We start from the raw sequence: 3,328 nt of genomic DNA, 5'->3' as shown, positions 1-3,328 counted from the left end.
AAGTCAACCTATTACTTATGACAAGAATTGTTGCACCTTCTCATAGCGGAGACGAATTACGTAGACTCCTTGGGATTAGCGCGAGCCGAAAATCCACTTTGCAACGTGTTCTTCTTTGCAAAGTTAGTTGAGGCCGTGCCCACGGAAAGCGAAGTAATTCGTCGGAGCGTTGCCAATATACATCAAACATTTCAAAATAACTACTTCGCTTAACGCAGTCATTGCACTGATTTTATACTTTCTTAACTTATAAAAAAGTCAACAGCCTTTATTTGGCTATTGACTTTGATTCATCACTTGTTGAATAAGTGCTCCAATTGATTGCGTCGATAAATTTTGATGATATCGATTTACATTTTCTGTATACCGATTTTTCTTTTGCGTATCCAGAAAAAATTGATTTATTTGTTCCTCCAATGGTTCTTTATTTAAGTCGATAGGATTTACCAATCCAAGCTGTATGAGCTCCTGCAAATTGATTTGTTCCTGACCTGGTAAAGCATGATAAACAAAAATTGGCTTCCGTTTCATCAAGCATTCACTAATTGTTACACCGCCTGGCTTTGTTAAAACAGCGTCAACCTCATTATACAATTTGTTCATCTGCGCTTTAGATTCGATATAAGGGATAGGTGTAATATTTGAATTATTTTGCTTGCTTAACGTTTGATACAATTGTTCGTTCGTTCCACAAAGTACATAGAGATGCATCTTTTTCGGCAAATGCTTATCTGATAATAGTTCATCCATACCACAACTCCCTAAACTTCCGCCTGTAATGAGTAATGCTTGTTTTTTCTCCTTTAAAGAAAATTCCTCTCGAAATACAGGATGAACGGGTATCCCAGTGATAAATATACGCTCTGCTTTCACACCTAATTTAAGTAAGAATTTCTTTACAGAGGCGGTAGGTACGAAATGATAATCAATACCTTTTATCCCCCATAATCGATTCACAAAAAAATCTGTATACGCATTAACCGTAACTGCTTGTAGCTTATTTTCTTGTTTTAGGACACTTACGATACTCGAAGGCAGGGCATGGGTTAAAAAGACAATTTCTGGATTTTCCTCTTTCACAAGTTTGTTTAAAAAAGGGCGGAATAGTAATTCATAATGGCGGTGCCTTTTCCTTTTCGACATATTTCTACAGGCAAGTAATGTATATAGTCGATCATATACGCCTGGAAATCGTTTTATCCAGCTAATATACGTTGAGGTTACTATCTTTTCTAAACTCCCATAACTATAAGATAATAATTCAACTTTGTTCGTTCGCTTGTTATTATTATAATGTAATAAATCCGTTATGAGCGTATCTGCAACATGATGATGGCCACTTGGCATTTGCAGAAAAGGTAGAAATAACGCATCTGATTGTTTAGGTTTATCCATGTTTTTAGCCCCGTCCTTAATTTCAAAAAAACAATATTGTGTTAACCCTCAAGATAGTATTTATCCATTATCTTGTTTTTTGACATGAATAGATAAACAGGCTCAGCATCTTTTTTTGTTGTCAACATATTAATTGGCATTAAAGTTATCCTTTTAAAGTAACGATAAAATCTATTTTTTAATGCGCTTTTTTCAAACCCCAATCGTTCTGCTCCTCGATACAAACTTGTGATTCCTATAACTGCCTTTATATCCGCTGCTTTTGGGTGTGCATGAACATACATTGCTAAGTTTGGCATGGCTTGTTTAATACTGTGATAAATAAATACTGCACGTTTAATATCATTAGGAAATGCATTTAATTCCTTTATTAGTTTTACATTGTGAAGGTGAATCTTTAGTAATAAGTCATTTTTTCGTAGAACTGTTCCATCTTCGAGCACGACTTTTCCACCTTTATATCTAGTGAGCCGAACCCGAAGCATCGTTCTACGCTGATGATTATCTGATATATAGGATAATCGGGAACAAGCAAAATAAATTGGATCAATACTGTCCCAGACACCTAATAGATAGCTTCTCATTGTCATATTCTTTCCACTCCATAAAATTTCTCCTACTTATTTTGTAGCTATAAAGAAATATTATAAACGGAATTTTTTGGTGAAATCTACAGAACGAATTGGTATTTTATTCATGTAATTGTTCTTGAATAACCCTAAATATAAATTCCTTTAGATCTATTATCCGCGGTGTAATGGGCTGTTCATTCGTCCCAGCTATTATTAAGGGGACAATTGACTCCTGCTTATGTAAGGATCCATGAGCAGCTCCGCTTAAGTGAAAAGGAGTAGACTGAGCTTTAAATTCACATCCTGGTTTTGCATTTACAACAAGGAATTGTCCAGGATGAGAATATAAAGCCCCATGCAATCGAGCTAATGCATCTGGAAAATCATTATAAACGATATGATTTTCTATCCATTTCAAATCCAATAATTCATGATTTCCTACTATCCACCATGATTGATTAAACTCATCTACATATTTCCCATTAGGTCTAAAGTATAATGTCCCTTCTTTCATCGCAGATTCCACACGAATACAATCATTTTCCTTCCATGCAATGATATCAATTCGCTTATCGTGTTTAAGTTTTTCAACAATTGTCCCGATGTTTACATGATCCAACATATATCATTAGCGTTGCACAAAAAATTTTAAAAATAGTCAAGTGCGCAAAACTGGAATATTTATCAAAAATATACCAATTAATAACTGTTCAAAAATTCAGTTTTTTGAATATAGGGTTTATAGAGCCAAAAGGATAAGGGGGTTCTAATTGAAGGTAGCCCTTATCCAGATTTTTACATATCAGAAGATAAGATCATAGGTTACATCATTATTTAAGTACCAGGTCTCCTCTCGTTTAATTTGTTCTAGTATGTTATTAAAGATGCGCTCATGTTCAAGTCGCCTCCGTCCATCCGACGTTCGATTTGGCTTTTTAAACAGTTCTTTTATAAAGGTAGAGAAGCAGCTTGACCAATATACACCAATAAATTCAAGCATTTCGAGAAGTGATCCTTGATAACACACTTTTTTCCTCATCAATAAAGTTAAGCAGAAAGTGATCATAGCTATGTAAATTTGGTTGTAAACGGCGTTTGAGCTCTTTCCATAACACTTTTTGAGAACTAAGTGTTGTTTCATCCATTTAAAGAATAATTCTATTTGCCAGCGATTTCGGTAAAGATCACTGATTTCCTGTGCACTCATTTTCGCATCATTAATGATGATCCTAATAAGATTTCCTTGACTATCTTGTGTTTCGATCAAGCGAACTGGAAATTTCATTTTCCTCAGTTTAACCACAGCCTCACGAAGAATCGTAGATTCCGGATCTACAGGGAGTTCTTCGATGACTTGGATA

The 3,328-nt window shown here is 34.9% G+C and carries 4 protein-coding genes; all 4 read right to left on the bottom strand.

The window, feature by feature from the left end:
- Positions 1–276: 276 nt before the first annotated feature.
- Positions 277–1,395: an MGDG synthase family glycosyltransferase gene (locus tag ABDZ84_RS12415; RefSeq protein WP_121605668.1), complete on the bottom strand. Its 1,119-nt coding sequence runs from the start codon at positions 1,393–1,395 to the stop codon at positions 277–279.
- 41 nt (positions 1,396–1,436) lie between these two features.
- The gene (locus tag ABDZ84_RS12410) at positions 1,437–1,985 is read right to left on the bottom strand and encodes a YkoP family protein (RefSeq protein WP_246484850.1); all 549 of its coding nucleotides are present in this window, start codon (positions 1,983–1,985) and stop codon (positions 1,437–1,439) included.
- A gap of 100 nt (positions 1,986–2,085) precedes the next feature.
- Entirely contained in the window at positions 2,086–2,586 is a 501-nt protein-coding gene (locus ABDZ84_RS12405; RefSeq protein WP_343781699.1) for a hypothetical protein, read from the bottom strand.
- Positions 2,587–2,769: 183 nt separating this feature from the next.
- Positions 2,770–3,328: transposase (locus tag ABDZ84_RS12400; RefSeq protein ID WP_343781697.1), on the bottom strand; the 559-nt coding region annotated here is incomplete at its 5' end.

The sequence above is a fragment of the Virgibacillus salarius genome, assembly GCF_039521925.1.
GTDB lineage: Bacteria > Bacillota > Bacilli > Bacillales > Amphibacillaceae > Virgibacillus > Virgibacillus salarius.
This window is presented reverse-complemented; position numbering and strand designations above follow the sequence as displayed.

Coding starts and splice junctions, on each gene's coding strand:
- ABDZ84_RS12415 (WP_121605668.1), bottom strand. CDS start 1,395: ATGGATAAACCTAAACAATCAGATGCGTTATTTCTACCTTTTCTGCAA.
- ABDZ84_RS12410 (WP_246484850.1), bottom strand. CDS start 1,985: ATGACAATGAGAAGCTATCTATTAGGTGTCTGGGACAGTATTGATCCA.